The organism is Aestuariibaculum scopimerae (genome assembly GCF_059428085.1).
Genome location: NZ_CM182089.1, coordinates 205,165 through 221,740 on the forward strand (window position 1 = coordinate 205,165; position 16,576 = coordinate 221,740).

At 35.6% G+C, this 16,576-nt stretch carries 16 protein-coding genes and 1 tRNA gene; 7 read left to right on the top strand and 10 right to left on the bottom strand.

From position 1 onward, the window contains the following. Window positions 1-24 precede the first annotated feature (24 nt). The 4 genes from AC5SR4_RS00950 to AC5SR4_RS00965 all read right to left on the bottom strand — a co-directional run bounded on the left by AC5SR4_RS00950 (window position 25) and on the right by AC5SR4_RS00965 (window position 3,314). Complete coding sequence (locus AC5SR4_RS00950; protein WP_495357672.1) at window positions 25-513, bottom strand: TlpA family protein disulfide reductase; 489 nt, start codon at window positions 511-513, stop codon at window positions 25-27. A gap of 65 nt (window positions 514-578) precedes the next feature. Then, complete coding sequence (locus tag AC5SR4_RS00955; protein WP_495359134.1) at window positions 579-1,655, bottom strand: ABC transporter permease; 1,077 nt, start codon at window positions 1,653-1,655, stop codon at window positions 579-581. Between the two features lie 15 nt (window positions 1,656-1,670). After that, window positions 1,671-2,768 (bottom strand): BT_3928 family protein, encoded by a 1,098-nt coding sequence (locus AC5SR4_RS00960; RefSeq protein WP_495357673.1) that lies wholly within the window; start codon window positions 2,766-2,768, stop codon window positions 1,671-1,673. A gap of 9 nt (window positions 2,769-2,777) precedes the next feature. Further along, window positions 2,778-3,314 (bottom strand): DUF1599 domain-containing protein, encoded by a 537-nt coding sequence (locus AC5SR4_RS00965; protein WP_495357674.1) that lies wholly within the window; start codon window positions 3,312-3,314, stop codon window positions 2,778-2,780. Between the two features lie 106 nt (window positions 3,315-3,420). On the opposite strand from AC5SR4_RS00965, the gene folP reads away from it, so the two are divergent. The 3 genes from folP to cdaA all read left to right on the top strand — a co-directional run bounded on the left by folP (window position 3,421) and on the right by cdaA (window position 5,847). Then, complete coding sequence (folP, locus tag AC5SR4_RS00970; protein WP_495357675.1) at window positions 3,421-4,269, top strand: dihydropteroate synthase; 849 nt, start codon at window positions 3,421-3,423, stop codon at window positions 4,267-4,269. Window positions 4,270-4,336: 67 nt separating this feature from the next. Further along, window positions 4,337-5,026: a hypothetical protein gene (locus AC5SR4_RS00975; RefSeq protein ID WP_495357676.1), complete on the top strand. Its 690-nt coding sequence runs from the start codon at window positions 4,337-4,339 to the stop codon at window positions 5,024-5,026. A gap of 35 nt (window positions 5,027-5,061) precedes the next feature. Next, a complete protein-coding gene (cdaA, locus tag AC5SR4_RS00980) occupies window positions 5,062-5,847 on the top strand; it encodes a diadenylate cyclase CdaA (protein WP_495357677.1) in 786 nt (261 codons plus the stop codon). Here the strand turns inward: cdaA and AC5SR4_RS00985 are convergent. Together AC5SR4_RS00985 and truA are read right to left on the bottom strand one after the other, a co-directional pair. After that, window positions 5,844-7,613 carry an ABC transporter ATP-binding protein gene (locus AC5SR4_RS00985; protein ID WP_495357678.1) on the bottom strand — a complete coding sequence of 590 codons (1,770 nt, stop codon included), beginning with the start codon at window positions 7,611-7,613 and terminating at the stop codon, window positions 5,844-5,846. The two genes, cdaA and AC5SR4_RS00985, sit on opposite strands and share 4 nt — an antisense overlap. After that, window positions 7,614-8,357, bottom strand: coding sequence for a tRNA pseudouridine(38-40) synthase TruA (truA, locus tag AC5SR4_RS00990; RefSeq protein WP_495357679.1), 744 nt, complete (start codon window positions 8,355-8,357; stop codon window positions 7,614-7,616). 102 nt (window positions 8,358-8,459) lie between these two features. On the opposite strand from truA, the gene AC5SR4_RS00995 reads away from it, so the two are divergent. Further along, entirely contained in the window at window positions 8,460-8,954 is a 495-nt protein-coding gene (locus AC5SR4_RS00995; protein ID WP_495357680.1) for a metallophosphoesterase family protein, read from the top strand. 132 nt (window positions 8,955-9,086) lie between these two features. Here AC5SR4_RS00995 and AC5SR4_RS01000 read toward each other — a convergent pair whose 3' ends face one another. Beyond that, window positions 9,087-9,497, bottom strand: coding sequence for a DUF4293 domain-containing protein (locus AC5SR4_RS01000; RefSeq protein WP_495357681.1), 411 nt, complete (start codon window positions 9,495-9,497; stop codon window positions 9,087-9,089). A 197-nt stretch (window positions 9,498-9,694) separates the two neighbouring features. Here AC5SR4_RS01000 and rho point away from each other — a divergent pair, with 197 nt between their 5' ends. Next, a complete protein-coding gene (gene rho / locus AC5SR4_RS01005) occupies window positions 9,695-11,290 on the top strand; it encodes a transcription termination factor Rho (protein WP_495357682.1) in 1,596 nt (531 codons plus the stop codon). A gap of 156 nt (window positions 11,291-11,446) precedes the next feature. Here rho and rpsT read toward each other — a convergent pair whose 3' ends face one another. From rpsT to proS, 3 genes are all read right to left on the bottom strand, one after another. Then, window positions 11,447-11,698 (bottom strand): 30S ribosomal protein S20, encoded by a 252-nt coding sequence (gene rpsT, locus AC5SR4_RS01010; RefSeq protein WP_495357683.1) that lies wholly within the window; start codon window positions 11,696-11,698, stop codon window positions 11,447-11,449. Between the two features lie 28 nt (window positions 11,699-11,726). Further along, window positions 11,727-11,798 (bottom strand) — tRNA-Glu (locus AC5SR4_RS01015). 96 nt (window positions 11,799-11,894) lie between these two features. Further along, window positions 11,895-13,373 carry a proline--tRNA ligase gene (proS, locus tag AC5SR4_RS01020; protein WP_495357684.1) on the bottom strand — a complete coding sequence of 493 codons (1,479 nt, stop codon included), beginning with the start codon at window positions 13,371-13,373 and terminating at the stop codon, window positions 11,895-11,897. Window positions 13,374-13,636: 263 nt separating this feature from the next. Between proS and AC5SR4_RS01025 the strand changes: the two genes are divergently transcribed. Together AC5SR4_RS01025 and AC5SR4_RS01030 are read left to right on the top strand one after the other, a co-directional pair. After that, a complete protein-coding gene (locus AC5SR4_RS01025) occupies window positions 13,637-14,761 on the top strand; it encodes a hypothetical protein (protein WP_495357685.1) in 1,125 nt (374 codons plus the stop codon). 51 nt (window positions 14,762-14,812) lie between these two features. Beyond that, window positions 14,813-16,339: an OmpP1/FadL family transporter gene (locus AC5SR4_RS01030; RefSeq protein ID WP_495357686.1), complete on the top strand. Its 1,527-nt coding sequence runs from the start codon at window positions 14,813-14,815 to the stop codon at window positions 16,337-16,339. Window positions 16,340-16,576 lie beyond the last annotated feature (237 nt).

The following is a 16,576-nucleotide window of genomic DNA, read 5'->3' on the forward strand; positions in this document are numbered from 1 at the left end:
TCTTTAAGGGATTTTGTTAGGTATTTATAATATTTCTTTAATTCTATTATCGTCTGCTTCTATGGCCTTAAACAACTTTATACGGCCCTTTTTATCTACAACCATGTATCTTGGTATCCAATCTAGATTGGCAAATGTACCAAAGGGGCCTTTTCTACCCGACTCCATATAATAATGCTCACCAACCACTTGATATTTTTCTATGCCCCGTTTCCAAGCATCTTGGTTACGGTCTAACGACAAAAACAAGTAGACCACATCTTTATGCTGGGCCTGTAATGCTTTTACTTTGGGCATGCCTTCTATACAATCACGACACCATGAGGCCCAAACATCTATAACTACGGTTTTGCCTTTGTATGCTTTTAAAATACTATTAAGAGTTACCTGGTTGCCCTCTAAAGTTATAAATGTGTCATTTAAAGCTGCTTTTGAAAAGGTTGTATGTTTTTCTTGTGCTTTACAGCTTGTAGTACTTATAAAAAATATAAAAATGTATAATAGGTATTTCATGTTATGTTGTTTTTAATGATATGTTTTTAATGCTATTACACTCCACTTTTTGATTTACGAGACTTTTAACGCAACTTTACTTTGGGGTCTAACCAAGCATAAATAACGTCTACAAAAATATTAATAATTATAAAGAGTAGGGCTATAATTAGAACCGATCCCATAATTACTGGTAAATCCAGCGTATTTAAGGCGTTTACAATCTCTTTTCCTAAACCGTTCCACCCAAAAATATACTCTACGAAAACCGCACCTGCCAGCATGGAAGCAAACCAACCTGATATGGCTGTAACTACTGGGTTCAATGCATTTTTTACGGCATGACGCTTTATAATTTGATATTCGCTTAAACCTTTTGCCCGCGCTGTGCGAATAAAATCTTGGTTAAACACTTCTAGCAACGAATTTCGCATTAATTGAATAACAACAGCCAAAGGACGTATACCCAACACTACAGCAGGCAATATTAAATGTTTCCACTTTATATGCATGGCCTCGCCAAAATCGTCTAACTCGTACAGGCTACCCGTCATCTCTAAATGTGTGTATTCATGTAATACGTAACCAAAAAACCAAGCAAATAAAATAGCGCTAAAAAAAGACGGCACACTCATACCCAAAGTACTAAAAACCTGTATGGTTTTATCTAACCATTGGTCTTTATAAAGTGCTGAAACAATTCCTAAAAACAACCCTAAAACAATAGCAATTACTATAGCCGAAATTGCTAATACAAAGGTGTTTGGTAAGGTTTCTGCCAACACTTCACTTACCTTTTTGCCTTGCTTGGTAAACGATTCACGTAAATAGGGAAACTTTAAAACAATGGTTGTATGGCCAATATTAAACAACTTTATAGCACTGTATTTGCCTGCGCTTAAAAAGGTATAGTCTTCTGAATTATTGGAATGAAAAGATATAGGTGACAAATCATTCAAATAATACATATACTGTGTACTTATGGGCTTATCGAAACCGTATTTTTGTTTCACTACCGCCAGTTGGTCGCTATCTTCGTTCTGACCTAACATCATTTGTGCTGGATCTCCTGGAAGCACATTAAATAAAAAGAATATCACAGTAACTACTCCAAATAATGTAAGTAATGCGTAAGTTATTTTATTTAATAGATAGTTTATCAGTTGTTTGTTTTTGGTTTATTGGAGTTTTAAATCTTCAAAATCGTTCCAATGCAATTTTTGTTTTACTGTACCTTTATGTAATTCTATAACTCCAGGATTAGAACGTATCACGGTTTTTAGTGCCTTTTCATCACACAAGTAAAATTCGAAATCCAAATTATAGGTGGCTTGTATTTTTTGCTTGGCCTCGACTCCTGAAGCGGTTAAACCTATCACGGTATAGCCTTTATCCATTGCTTTTTGGGACATAGCCTTAAGTTTAGCAGCGCCATCTTTTTCAATAGTTTCCAAACTATAAGATACCACCACTATAAGCTTTTCTTCCGATAGGAATTGTTGGGTTAAATCTGCATCATCACTTTCTATTGAAAAGTCGTAGATAGGTGGTTGGTAACCTTCTTCTATCACTTTGGTATCTACACCAATAAAATCGCCATCAACAGATGGATAGCTCCCATTGGTGGTAATTACCTGTTCTTCTCCATCAACATTAAATTTCCAAGAATACTCTACAATAGGCTTGGGCGCATCTTCTGGAATGCTCATACCTTCATTAATATTGGCCCCTATTTTATAAGCTCTAAAGTCTATTACAGGTAAATGCATTAACACATGATAAGCTAGCCAAAAACTAAAAATAAAGCTTAGCAATGCCAAAATGGTTGTTGGTAGTTTTGTAAATACTGGTTTTACATAGCGCACCCCAAAAAACAAGATAAGTATTAAAACCAGCAACACGACATCTTTGGTAAAACTCTCCCAAGGGGTTAGCTTTAAAGCATCACCAAAACAGCCGCAATCCTTTACCTTATCAAAATAAGCTGAATAGAATGTTAAAAAGGTAAAGAACACTATCATGCCCAATAAACTCCAAACCGTAAACTTAGGCTTATAGCCTATAATTAAAAAAACGCCCAATACCACTTCAAATACCACAACCAACACCGAAATCATTAGCGCATAGGGCTCAAAAAACGGTAGGTTTAGCACATCTTGGCTAAAGTACTCTTGTAATTTATACGAAAAGCCCAGCGGGTCGTTTAACTTTATTAACCCTGAAATAATAAATAAAACACCTACTAAAATTCTTGAGACTGCTACTAAAATTTTCATAATGGTTGTTTAGTTGTTTAAATGTATTAATGCAAAAACGGCATAATTTATCATATCCTGGTAGTTGGCTTCTATTCCCTCACTTACTAAAGTTTTACCAGCATTGTTTTCTATTTGTTTAACTCGTAATAATTTTTGTAATATCAAGTCCGTTAAGCTACTTACACGCATATCGCGCCAGGCCTCTCCATAATCGTGGTTTTTGTCCTCCATCAGTTTTTTTGTGGCAGCCACTTGTTGTTCGTATAGTTTTGTGGCTTCGTCTGTAGATAAATCGGGTTGCTCTACCACGCCTTTTTCAATTTGTATAAGCGCCATAATGCAATAATTTACAATACCAATAAATTCGCTAGCCTCTCCTTCATCTACTTTTCTTACGGCATTTTGCTGAAGCCCCCTAATACGCTGTGCCTTGATGAAAATTTGATCTGTAAGCGATGGCAGCCTTAATATACGCCATGCACTTCCGTAATCAGACATTTTTTTTATGAATAAACTTTTGCAGGTATCTATTACGGCATCGTATTGTTTTGAAGTATCTTGCATGTACTAAAATGAATTTTGCGTAAATTTCGCCTAAATTTTTTAAAAGTTCAAGGTGAACTGGTTTAAAGTTTTGACATTTTAATAAACAATTAGAAATAAGTTATAAATGACCATAAACTGCAAAGGCTCGCTTATTGATTTATCGACCCCAAAAGTGATGGGAATATTAAATATTACCCCTGATTCATTTTACGATGGCGGCAAATACAATAGCAACAACGCTATTTTAAACCATGTAGAAACCATGCTGAATGAAGGTGCCACCTTTATAGATGTTGGGGCCTATAGCTCCCGCCCCAATGCTGAACATGTAAGTGAAACTGAAGAATTAAAACGCATTATACCTATTGTTGAATTGATTTTAAAGACCTTTCCTGATACTTTAATTTCTATTGATACATTTAGAAGTAAGGTTGCAAAAGTATGTATTGATGCCGGTGCTACTTTAATAAATGATATTTCTGCCGGAAAATTAGATACCAACATGTTGCAAACCATTGCTAAATTACAAGTTCCTTATATTATGATGCATATGAAAGGTACCCCACAAACCATGCAGCAACAAACAGATTATGAAGACCTTATTAAGGACCTCTTGTTTTATTTTTCTGAACGTACGGACACAGCCAAACAATTGGGAATTAAGGATGTTATTGTAGACCCTGGCTTTGGTTTTTCTAAAACCATAGATCAAAATTATGAACTACTAAAACATTTGGACTTGTTTAAAATGATTGAAAAACCCTTACTTGTGGGTATTTCCAGAAAATCCATGATCTATAAAGCCTTGAACACCTCTGCCAAAGAGGCGCTTAATGGTACTACGGCCTTAAATACAGTCGCTCTACAAAAAGGAGCCTCTATATTACGGGTACATGATGTTAAGGAGGCCATGGAATGTATTAAATTAATTGAAAGATTGAATGACTTAAAGATTAAAATGTTGAATGATTAAAGCTTGGTATGATATTTAATTAAAGTAGCTTGGAAACTTTGTAACTTTGAATCTTTACACCAAACCTATGAAAAAAACCATTTTACCATTTATACTCCTTCTTATTGTTTCTTGTGGCAATGAGAAAGTAATACAGCTACCCGAGGTCAATCATTCAGAAATCACGGAAATACAGGATGTGTCTCCGGCCTATATATTCTACAATGAAACATTACCTGGTCATGCTGAATTGAATAGGAAAAACTTAATAAGTACCACAAACTGGTTAATAAATGTAGATAAGCGCCTTAGCTTAAAGGATGCTATACCACACATTACTTTTTTGCAAGACAAAAAGCGCAACGCTAAAATGCACAAAAATGAACAAGCAAAAAACTACTTTACCTGTAACGATACCAGTGTGCAGAATTTAGGCTTTATGGAATTTACCAATATAGTTTACCATCAAGAACCTGCTGGTGCATATTTTACACAACAAGCCAATAACCATACAATGCATCCGTTTAGTATTGTGTTCCATACAAATGATGCTATTGAACTTATGGGCACTAGAGATAGTTTGATAAATATAAAGACCTCTAAAGCTCATTTTATTAAAGCGTTAAAAACCATCCAACAGCAAGGCGATACCATTCAACTTGTTTTAAATTTCGATGAACGTTTAACGTTTCAAGATTATATAACTTTAAAATCGTTGCTATTAAATTCCAATTTTAAAAATATTACCCTAGCCAACGATGAATTCATTTTTAATTAATCATAATTTACTAATTTTACCAAAACCCATTTTCTTTGGAAATTTTTGATGACCTTTTAAAGTTTACAGTTGTTGACGTTATAGATGTTATTCTGGTAGCACTCCTACTCTACTACATTTATAAGTTGGTAAAGGGCACTGTAGCCATTAACATATTTATTGGAATTATCATTATATATTTGGTTTGGAGACTCACTGAGTTTTTAAACATGGAACTGCTTACCAGCATTTTTGGTGGCTTTATGAAAGTGGGCATTATTGCACTTATTGTTGTGTTTCAACCAGAAATTAGGAAGTTCTTGCTCATGGTAGGATCTACAAACTTTAAAACAAGGCGTAAATTTTTAAAGCAATTCAGCTTCTTAAAAACCGAATCTGCTGACGAAACCAATGTTGATGCCATTATTGCTGCGTGTATAAAAATGGCACACTCAAAAACTGGTGCCCTGATAGTGCTTGAGCGTAACAATAATTTGGACTTTTTAGGTGATAGCGGTGATGAAATGAACATTAAGGTTACGCAGCCTATTATAGAAAGTATCTTTTTTAAGAACAGTCCACTGCACGATGGGGCTATTATTGTTAAAAACAATATTGTAAAAGCAACACGGGTTATCCTGCCTTTAAACAACGAAAAAAACATACCAAAACGCTTTGGGCTACGTCATAGAGCTGCTATAGGTGTTACTGAAAGAACAGATGCTTTGGCTATTGTAGTTAGTGAAGAAACCGGCCACATCTCTTATTTTAAAGATGGTGAGTTTATTGTGTTTGACAATGCTAACGATCTCAATTCAATGATTAAAAGCGATTTGTCTTAAACGGCTTCTTCTTTTAAAAACTGTACCTCGTATAAATTTTTATAGTAACCATTATCTTTTTCTAGAAGTGCTTCGTGTGTACCTTGTTCTACTATCTCGCCAGCATCCATAACTATAATTTTACTTGCTTTCTTTATGGTTGCCAAGCGATGCGCAATTACAATAGAGGTTCTGCCCTTGGTAATTTTATCAGTAGCATTTTGAATGAGTTGCTCAGAATAGGAATCTACCGAAGAGGTTGCTTCATCCAGCACCAAAATACTCGGATTGGTAACATAGGCCCTTAAAAAAGAAATTAATTGCCGTTGTCCTGAAGACAGCATGGCGCCCCGTTCTTTTACATTATAACTATACCCCCCTGGCAAACTTAAAATAAAATCATGTACACCTATTTCTTTAGCGGCCGCTTCAACCTGTTCTTGTGTTATATCTGGATTGTTAAGTGTAATGTTATTTAAAACCGTATCGGCAAATAAGAATACATCCTGAAGCACTACGGCAATCTGCGTTCTTAATGATGCCAAGGTAAAGTCCTTAATATTAATATCATCAACCAAAATAGCACCATCTTGTATTTCATAAAAACGGTTTAGCAAATTAATAACGGTTGATTTCCCTGCCCCCGTTGCACCAACTATGGCTACCGTTTCACCTGCTTTTACATTAAAGGATACGCCCTTTAAAACAGTTTCATCTTCCACGTAACTAAAATGAACATTCTTAAATGCGATATTACCTTTTAAGGATTCTGCTATATGGGTACCGGTATCATCAATCTGCGATGTAGTATCCAATACTTTAAAAACCCTATTGGCCGCCACCATACCCATTTGAAGGGTATTGAATTTATCTGCTATTTGACGTAAAGGCGTAAACAACATGGGGATGAACATGATAAAGGCTATCAAATCGCCCAAAGACACTTGGGTACCTTCTAAAACAATATTCAATCCGCCATACCAAGCTACGCCACCAATACAAATGGATGATACCAAATCTGCTATGGGAAAGAATATCGAGTTATACCAAACCGTTTTTAACCACCCTTTTTTATGACGCCCATTAATGGCTTTAAAGTTTTCATACTCCACTTCTTCTCGGGTAAACAATTGCAAAATTTTCATGCCCGTAATACGCTCTTGTACAAAGGAATTTAGGTTAGACACTTCATTACGAACCTCCTCAAAAGCCACTTTCATATACTTTTGAAAGAGTCTTGTAGCGTATAATAGTATAGGCAACATAGCCAATACAATAAGACTTAAGTGCCAATTTATATAAATCATCACACCAAAAACCACTAGCATGGTTAGCATATCCCTAAAAATCATAAACAACCCTTGTCCAAAAATATCGGCAATACGTTCCATGTCGGTAATCGCCCTCGTAATAAGCACCCCAACGGATGAATTATCATAATACTTCATTCTAAAACGAAGCAAGTGGTTGAACAATTTAACACGCACGTCCTTAACCAGGTTTTGCCCCAGCCAAGCTGCATAGTAAATAAAGAAAAGCTGAAATATTGTTTGTAACAATATAACACCAAGCATAGCCATAATGTAATAGAAAAAGGTTTTGGGTAGCTTAGTGGCTATACTATTATCTACTGCATATTTTGTTATATAAGGTGTGGATGCACTAAAAATGGCCAATAAAATAACCAAGATAAGCAGTGCAAAGAAAATGCCCTTATAGGGTTTAATGTATTGAAAAAGTCTTTTAAACAATACAATATCAAATAAATCTTCCTTCTTTTTAGTCATTTAATTCTTTATATCGTTAGGATATGTTACCGCTGTTAAATATAAAGCATGAGCCGGTACCGAAAACCCTGCTTCGCTTCTGTTTTTAGACTTTATAATGGCATGCAACTCTTCTACAGTTATTTTACCAAGCCCTATATTGATCATGGTACCTACTACAGCACGCACCATATTACGTAAAAACCGATCGGCTTTTATTGTAAAATGAAGTTCATCATTTTCTACAACCCATTCAGCCTTCATTATATTACAATAATACGTTTTTACATCTGTATTCGCCTTAGAAAAGCATTGAAAATCTTTATACTGGAATAATACTTTTGCAGCTTCATTCATCTTATCTACATCTAAATCTTGCTTTACATAATATGCTTTATCAAAATGAAACACATTCTTTTTTAATGCAATTCTATATAAATACGTTCTGCTTAATGCATTAAAGCGAGCATGTGCATCGGCCTTAACGCCAAAGATGTCATGTATTGCAATATCTTTTGGTAAAAAAGCGTTGAGTTTGTAAACCAAATCATCTGTATTAAAAACAGCATCAGTATCAAAATGAGCAAACATTTGTAAGGCATGCACACCTGTATCTGTCCTACCCGCCCCCATTATTGAAATGGTCTCTTTTAAAAGCATGGATAGCGCTTTCTCTATAACTTCTTGTACCGAAATTGCTTTTGGCTGATTTTGCCAACCATGATATGCACTACCATTATAAGAAAGTTCTATAAAATACCTCAATCTGTTTTAATACTTTTGCTGTAACAGCAAAGATAGACAGTTTTGTTAATCTTACGAATACGTAAATCTTAATTAAATATTAAAAGATTTTCCATAGCAGCTATGACAAAAATTTTATTACTATCAGACACCCATAGTTATATTGACAATACTATATTAAAGTATGTAAAACAAGCCGATGAAGTTTGGCATGCCGGTGATATAGGTGATTTAAAAGTAACTGATGCCATAAAGTCCTTAAAACCTTTAAGAGCCGTGTATGGTAACATTGATAGTTCTGAGATACGCACGGAATTTCCAGAGAACAACCGCTTTATGTGTGAAGGGGTTGATGTTTGGATAACACATATTGGTGGCTACCCTAAGGCCTACAACATGCGTGTACGGGATGCCATAAGAGCCCATCCTCCAAAATTATTTATCTGTGGACATTCGCACATCCTTAAAGTGATGCCTGATAAAACTTTAAATTTACTGCACATGAACCCGGGCGCCGTTGGCAAGCATGGTTTTCATAAAACGCGTACTATGTTACGTTTTACTATTGATGGAAGCAAGATTGATAATCTGGAAGTGATTGAATTTAATAATCGATGATTTGATTGCTCGATTGCTCGATTGTTGGACGGAAGTTGTCTAATAATCGAGCAATCGAATAGTCTAATAATCTAAAAAACCCAAAGCTTTCACTTTGGGTTTTAACGCACTAATACTACTAAGATGTTAGGTTTATCGTAATCGATCTACAGATTTTACAAGATCTTCATCCTTTTTGATGGCCTTATTGGCTAAAGCCAAGAACACGATAGAAACAATAGGAAGAAACATCCCAATACCTTTCTCAGAAACATTCGTTTCTCCAGATATATTTAGAGATTGATATACAAAAAATCCTAGTAAAATAAAGTTTAATATGATATTAAGGCGCCCCAAAACAAATTGAGACTTCCTGTTTTTGTATCTAAAAATGGTTATAAGCGCTAGTAATGCCGACCCTAAAAATAGGGTTAAATACAACAATTTGTCTTTTGCAAATACTACAATGCCGGCATCGGTAATCCACAAATGGAACACAAAAATCAATCCGGCCGAAACGATGGCCGAGATTAAAAGATATACCGTTTGTATACGCTGTAACATGTTTTTTTTAATTACTAGACGGCAAAAATAACAGTTCTTTTATAAAAATAATGCAAAAAATTAAAATAAAGTTGTATAATTGCAGTATTAATTCTCAACAACTGGAAGAACAGGTTGTTAATTCTTCAGATTAAAAAATCATTTTTTTCAGAATAACCAATTTTTATTCAAAATATATTCAATATTAATAAACATCAATGTTTGAAATTTCACAATTAAACGCAAAAAAACTCTCAGACTTACAGGAGATTGCAAAAAAACTGAATGTACCTAAGTACCGTTCGTTAAAAAAAATGGATTTGGTATACCAAATACTAGACCAACAAGCAGCAGACCCTAAAGCTGTTAAGGCTGTAGTTGCTCCTGAGGCTGCAGAGAAAAAAATTGACCCCGCCAAAAAAGAAACCAAAAAACCTAGACAGCGCGTAGAAAAGCCTGTTAAAAGTGAACAAAAAAAAGAAACCAAGGTGGAATCAACAAAAATCAACAACGACACTAAAGAGAAAACAGAAACTAAAAAGGATGCTTCTTCTAAGCAGCATACCCAAAATGATCGTTCTAACGACAATCAATCTAAACAACATTCCAAAAGAGACAGAAGTCAGCCAAAGCGAAGTTCTAATGTAGAATCGGGCAACAAAGACAGCAGAAACCGTTACAAGGAACCGGATTTTGAATTTGATGCTATTATTGAAAGCGAAGGCGTACTAGATATTATGTCTGACGGCTATGGCTTTTTACGCTCTTCGGATTACAATTACCTATCATCACCTGATGATATTTATGTATCACAATCGCAAATTAGGTTGTTTGGTCTAAAAACGGGAGATACTGTTTTAGGCCATGTAAGACCTCCTAAAGAAGGCGAAAAATACTTCCCTTTAATTAGAGTAAGTAAAATTAATGGACAAAATCCCAATGTGGTAAGAGACCGTGTATCTTTTGAACATTTAACGCCACTATTCCCACAGGAAAAATTTAATCTTGCTGAAAAGCAAAGTACTGTTTCTACACGCGTTATGGATTTGTTCTCTCCTATTGGAAAGGGACAACGTGGTATGATTGTATCACAGCCTAAAACGGGTAAAACCATGTTGCTTAAGGATGTTGCCAATGCTATAGCAGCAAACCATCCGGAAGTTTATCAAATGATTTTGTTAATTGATGAACGCCCAGAAGAGGTAACCGATATGCAACGTAATGTAAGAGGCGAGGTTATTGCGTCTACTTTTGATAAGGAAGCGCACGAACATGTTAAGATTGCCAATATTGTTTTAGAAAAAGCAAAGCGCTTGGTGGAATGTGGACACGATGTTGTGATTCTCTTAGATTCCATTACCCGATTGGCAAGAGCTTACAACACTGTACAACCAGCTTCTGGTAAAATATTAAGTGGTGGTGTAGATGCCAATGCCCTGCATAAACCAAAACGTTTCTTTGGTGCTGCCAGAAATATAGAAAAAGGAGGCTCTTTAACTATTATTGCTACAGCGCTTACTGAGACCGGCTCTAAAATGGATGAGGTTATTTTTGAAGAGTTTAAAGGAACTGGTAATATGGAACTGCAATTGGATAGAAAAATATCGAACCGTCGTATTTTCCCTGCCATCGATTTAACATCTTCAAGTACACGTAGAGATGATTTATTGTTAGATGAAGCTACCGTACAACGTATGTGGGTAATGCGTAAATATCTTGCCGACATGAATCCTGTAGAGGCTATGGAGTTTATTAACGGACGCATTAAACAAACCCGTAATAATGAGGAGTTTTTGATTTCTATGAATGGATAAAATACTCATTTCCAAAAATAAAAAAACCTTGATTGTAAAACATCAAGGTTTTTTTATTCCTTTTTTATACAAATAAAGCCTACAATTGTCGCATAAAAAAACCCTTCATTTCTGAAAGGTTTTATTTTTAAATAACTTTTAAAATTAACTTCTTGCTTATAGTGCAGCAACATGCTTTGCTAAACCAGATTTAAGGTTTGCTGCTTTATTAGCGTGAATGATGTTTTTCTTAGCTAATCTGTCTAACATAGAAACTACAGAAGGAAATAATGCTTCAGCTTCTTTCTTATCAGTTAACTCACGTAATTTTTTAATAGCATTACGAGTTGTTTTGTGCTGGTATCTGTTTACCACACGTCTTGCTTCGTTTCTTCTTATTCTTTTTAATGCTGACTTATGATTTGCCATTTGTTCTTTTTATATTATTAAAATATTGTAGCCCGTAGGGGAATCGAACCCCTCTTACCAGGATGAAAACCTGGCGTCCTAGCCGATAGACGAACGGGCCATTATTTAAAATACAATGTTTCCATTGCGGATGCAAAAATACAACTATTTTTAAATGTTGCAATAGTTAGATAATCTTTTTTTAAAAAAAATCATTTTAGTAGGCTTTTGCAAATAAAACCCTGCCTTTTGAGGGGTTTCCAGAGTATACGCATAGCCCTTCTTCCTCTTTATTTTCTAGAGGAATACAACGAATGGTTGCTTTAGTAAGAGCTTTTATTTTGTCTTCGGTTTCGCTTGTGCCATCCCAATGCGCAGATATAAACCCTGTTTTGGTTTCTAAAACGTTTTTAAAATCTTCAAAAGTATCAACCTCGGTAATGTGGCTGTTCCTAAAATCTAATGCCTTTTTAAATAAGGTGTCTTGAATTTCCTTTAATAAACCAGCTACCGTAGCGGTTATATCCTTTAGATTAACTATAGTTTTTGTTAAAGTATCACGCCTAGCTAATTCAACCGTATTATTCTCTAAATCTTTTGGACCTATAGCTATACGCAAAGGTACGCCCTGTAATTCATGCTGTGCAAATTTAGCACCAGGCCGTTGTGTAGTTCGGTCGTCAAACTTAACGGTAATACCTTGTGCTCTTAAATCACCTAAAATAGTATGGGCCACTTTACTAACGGCTTGTAATTCTTCTTCACTTTTATATATAGGTACAATAACCACTTGGTTTGGTGCCAAACTAGGAGGTAAAACCAACCCATTATCATCACTATGTGTCATGATTAGCGCCCCCATTAACCGTGTAGAAACGCCCCATGAGGTTGCCCAAACATAATCTTGCTTACCGTCTTTATTGGCATACTTAACATCAAAAGCCTTTGCAAAATTTTGCCCTAAGAAATGGGATGTACCTGCCTGCAATGCTTTTCCATCTTGCATTAAAGCTTCTATACAAAAAGTTTCTTCGGCACCTGCAAAGCGTTCACTTTCTGTTTTTACGCCCTGTATCACAGGAATGGCCATAAAATTCTCAACAAATGTTGCATATACATTGTTCATTAATTTGGCTTCTGCCATAGCTTCATCTCTAGTTTCGTGTGCGGTATGTCCTTCTTGCCACAAAAACTCGGCTGTCCTTAAAAACAAACGCGTACGCATTTCCCAACGCACCACATTGGCCCATTGATTGATTAATATTGGCAGGTCCCTATAAGACTGAATCCAATTTCTATAGGTATTCCAAATAATGGCCTCACTGGTAGGGCGCACTATCAACTCTTCTTCAAGCTTTGCTTCTGGATCTACACGTAATTTTCCTGGTTTATCAGGGTCTGTTTGCAATCTGTAATGTGTTACAATGGCACATTCCTTGGCAAATCCTTCGGCATTTTTTTCTTCAGCTTCAAATAAACTTTTAGGCACAAACAGCGGGAAATACGCATTTTGGTGCCCTGTTTCTTTAAACATTTTATCCAATTCGGCTTGCATTTTTTCCCAAATTGCATAACCATAAGGCTTTATTACCATGCAACCTCTAACCGCCGAATTCTCGGCCAGGTCTGCTTTTACAACAAGTTCATTATACCATTTGGAATAATCCTCAGCCCTACTAGTAAGTTTTTTACCCATATAAATGTTTTGGCACAAATATTGTGACTATGTTAAATAAGAAAATAGTTCAGCAAAACTAACTATTTTTGTTATGTTCAACAATGAAGTTCTTTAAACTTTTTCTTTTATCTGCAAATTTAGCATTTTGCATCCTAATTTCGACTTTTTTAAATTCCGTAGTCCAGCTATGCAATATAAAAAAGGCTTCATTACGGCACAAAAGCCTAAATTTTCTCTAACAAACAAAAAGCTTAAATAACTTCAAATAAAAATCTAGAGATATGCTATTTTACAACTACTTAATAGAAAAAATGCCTTATCTAGCCATTATTGGCTTAGTATTTGGCTTATCTTCATGTGGTTCTTATCAATATGTTGGTGTGGACAACGATGGTATTTATGGAACTTCTGGAGCACACACACAATATGAAGAAGCTGTTGTTGAAGTACCTAACAGTACTAATAACACTTATTATAAAAACTATTTTAGAAATAAATCGTTAGAGACTCAATATATGGTATCTAACAGTGAAATCTTTACTGATATTGATGATTACGAAAGTGGCAATTATATTGAAAATGACACTATAGTAGACAATTACCAAGGTTATGCTGGTTGGGGACAGGACAACACAAGTGTAACCATTAACTATATTGATAACGGTTTTAATAATTTTTGGTGGGGCAGACCTTATTGGGGCTGGAACAACTGGAGATATTATGGTGGTTTTTATGATCCCTTTTGGGGAGGTTCTCCCTATTGGGGCTGGAATAACTGGGGTTGGAATAGTTGGAGCTGGAACAACTGGGGTTATGGCCCTTGGGATTATGGCTTCTATGGTGGATTCTATGGTTACCCCTACAGATATTCCGGGTTCTACACAAACGGTTATTACGGTGGTTATTATGGCGGGCGCTATTACAGCCCAAGACATACATCCTACAGCGCTAGCCGCCGAGGCAATTATTATGCTACAAATACCAGAAGTTTAAATGGCAATAGCACTTATACCTCTAGGCGTTCTCGTTCTGCCAATACCAGTACAACATCTAAATACAATACTTCTAGAAGAAGCAGTTCTGCTACGGCTTTAAATAATAATACAAGAACTTACAACTCCAATGGAACACGTGTTTACAGTAATACCCAAAGAAGGTCTACTGCTACCAGAACACCTTCCGCAAATTCTACATCTAGATCGTCTTCTACGGTAAGAAGAAGTTCGAGTAGAAATTATTCATCACCTTCAAACTCCAATAACAGATCTTATTCTGGGTCTTCAAATAGGACTTACAGCCCAAGTAGAAGTAGTAATTCCAGCTCTGGTGTTTCTAGGTCTTCCGGCAGTAGCCGATCCAGCAGTGGTGGTTCATCAAGATCTAGCAGTGGTGGCAGAAGACGTTAATATGGAGATTTAAAGATTGAAGGATTCAAAAAAACATTAAAAAAATTGAAAATGAGAAAGTTAAACCTACTTTTTATAGGCATACTGGGCATATCCACAATGTATGCACAAGACATGACAGACGCCTTAAGATACTCACAAGATGAGATTCAAGGTACAGCACGTTTTAGAGCTTTAAGTGGTGCTTTTGGAGCCTTAGGTGGTGATATGAGTGCCGTTAGCTTAAACCCTGCCAGTTCTGTTATTTTTAGCCAAAGCCATGCTTCATTCAGTTTATCTAATATGGATACCAAAAATGATGCTAGTTATTTTAACGGATTAGTAAGCACAAATGAGTCTAACTTTGACCTCAATCAAGGTGGAGCGTCCTTTGTTTTTGCTGCTAGGAATAATTCGCCCTGGAGAAAATTTTCCATTGGTATTTCATATGAAAGAACAAACAGCCACGACAATAACTGGAGTGCTGTAGGAACCAATAACACCAACGATCCCAATTTTAGTAATTCTATCGCCAGTTATTTTTATGACTATGCCGATGGTAAACGACTGGATGAAATATCAGCCTTTGATGGTGAATCATTATCAGACGCGTACAGTGATATTGGTAACGTTTATGGGTTTGGCCATCAACAAGCCTTTCTTGGTTTTGAATCTTTTATTTTAGAACCCGATGATATAGATAACGATGCCAATACCACCTATTTTTCTAATATAGCACCCGGAAGTTTTACACACGATTACTCTTACTTGTCTACTGGATACAATGGAAAGATTGCTTTTAACCTTGCAGCGCAATATCAAGACAATTTATCCTTAGGCTTGAATTTAAATACACATTTTATAGATTACCAACGTTCAACCTTGCTATTTGAGAGTAATTCAAATGCAGGATCTACTGTTTACGATGTTGAATTTGAAAACACACTATCTACTAGGGGTAATGGCTTTTCATTTCAATTAGGTGGTATCTTAAAATTAAGTCCTGAATTTAGACTTGGTTTAACTTTCGATTCGCCTACTTGGTACACCATAGAAGAAGAAACCACACAATATCTATCGACCAATGGTGATAACGGTGTGGTTGCCATAAATCCTCAAATCGTAAATATTTATCCTCAATACAAACTGCAAACGCCTTCTAAATTTACAGGAAGTTTGGCTTATGTGTTTAGTACAAAAGGCTTAATTAGTTTTGATTATTCAAGAAAAGATTATAGTGCCACTAAATTTAAACCAGAATCAGATTTTGTTAATTTGAACAGTGACATTAGTAATTTGCTTACTGCTGCATCAACTTACAGATTGGGTGGCGAATACAAAATAGATCAATTTAGCCTTAGAGGTGGTTATCGCTTTGAAGAAAGCCCGTATAAAGATGGGGTGACTGTTGGCGACTTAAACGGCTATTCGCTTGGTGTGGGTTATAACTTTGGAAACACACGATTAGATGTGACTTACGACCAATATGAGCGCTCATCACAAAACAACTTATACAACTTGATGTTTGACGCCTCTCCAAGTGCCTCTGTAGATAGAAAAAACTCAAATATCACACTATCACTAAGTTTTAATATTTAAGCACACACTTTATTATAAAATTTCAAAAGCTTGAACTTGAAAATTCAAGCTTTTTCATTTTTAATGTAATTTATTCATATTAATAGAGACAAAACCCATTAAATTGAACTTAACTTGACTTTTTGTTTTAAAGCGAAACGTTTGGCTTTTGTGCTATAATGAAACTATTTTTTTTCAGCATAGCCATAGCTACGGTGACAAAAAATAGTAAAACTAGAGTGCAAAATGTGAACTTTG

What these genes read in the sequence shown, in the direction of transcription:
- AC5SR4_RS00950 (WP_495357672.1), bottom strand. Translation starts at nt 513, where the DNA reads ATGAAATACCTATTATACATTTTTATATTTTTTATAAGTACTACAAGC.
- AC5SR4_RS00960 (WP_495357673.1), bottom strand. Translation starts at nt 2,768, where the DNA reads ATGAAAATTTTAGTAGCAGTCTCAAGAATTTTAGTAGGTGTTTTATTT.
- AC5SR4_RS00965 (WP_495357674.1), bottom strand. Translation starts at nt 3,314, where the DNA reads ATGCAAGATACTTCAAAACAATACGATGCCGTAATAGATACCTGCAAA.
- folP (WP_495357675.1), top strand. Translation starts at nt 3,421, where the DNA reads ATGACCATAAACTGCAAAGGCTCGCTTATTGATTTATCGACCCCAAAA.
- AC5SR4_RS00975 (WP_495357676.1), top strand. Translation starts at nt 4,337, where the DNA reads ATGAAAAAAACCATTTTACCATTTATACTCCTTCTTATTGTTTCTTGT.
- AC5SR4_RS00985 (WP_495357678.1), bottom strand. Translation starts at nt 7,613, where the DNA reads ATGACTAAAAAGAAGGAAGATTTATTTGATATTGTATTGTTTAAAAGA.
- AC5SR4_RS00995 (WP_495357680.1), top strand. Translation starts at nt 8,460, where the DNA reads ATGACAAAAATTTTATTACTATCAGACACCCATAGTTATATTGACAAT.
- AC5SR4_RS01000 (WP_495357681.1), bottom strand. Translation starts at nt 9,497, where the DNA reads ATGTTACAGCGTATACAAACGGTATATCTTTTAATCTCGGCCATCGTT.
- rho (WP_495357682.1), top strand. Translation starts at nt 9,695, where the DNA reads ATGTTTGAAATTTCACAATTAAACGCAAAAAAACTCTCAGACTTACAG.
- rpsT (WP_495357683.1), bottom strand. Translation starts at nt 11,698, where the DNA reads ATGGCAAATCATAAGTCAGCATTAAAAAGAATAAGAAGAAACGAAGCA.
- proS (WP_495357684.1), bottom strand. Translation starts at nt 13,373, where the DNA reads ATGGGTAAAAAACTTACTAGTAGGGCTGAGGATTATTCCAAATGGTAT.
- AC5SR4_RS01025 (WP_495357685.1), top strand. Translation starts at nt 13,637, where the DNA reads ATGCTATTTTACAACTACTTAATAGAAAAAATGCCTTATCTAGCCATT.
- AC5SR4_RS01030 (WP_495357686.1), top strand. Translation starts at nt 14,813, where the DNA reads ATGAGAAAGTTAAACCTACTTTTTATAGGCATACTGGGCATATCCACA.